This window comes from Flavobacterium sp. NKUCC04_CG (genome assembly GCF_019345525.1).
Taxonomy (GTDB): domain Bacteria; phylum Bacteroidota; class Bacteroidia; order Flavobacteriales; family Flavobacteriaceae; genus Flavobacterium.
In genome coordinates this window covers 1-223 of record NZ_JAHKRA010000097.1, presented here as the reverse complement: position 1 = coordinate 223, position 223 = coordinate 1, and the positions used below count along the sequence as shown (strand labels likewise).

The 223-nt window shown below is 43.0% G+C and carries 1 rRNA gene; it reads right to left on the bottom strand.

Annotated elements, in window-relative coordinates:
• Positions 1-223: ribosomal RNA gene (locus KO524_RS15365) — 23S ribosomal RNA — on the bottom strand; the annotation flags it as partial.

Here is a 223-nt window from a genome sequence, read left to right as displayed (position 1 = left end):
GTGGAAACCTTAGTTTTTCGGTGTGCGGGTTTCTCGCCCGCATTATCGTTACTTATGCCTACATTTTCTTTTCTAATTAGTCCAGCAATACTCACATATCACCTTCAACCCTATTAGAATGCTCCCCTACCACTTACAAACCCTTGTCTGTAAATCCATAGCTTCGGTAGTATACTTATGCCCGATTATTATCCATGCTCGTCCGCTCGACTAGTGAGCTGTT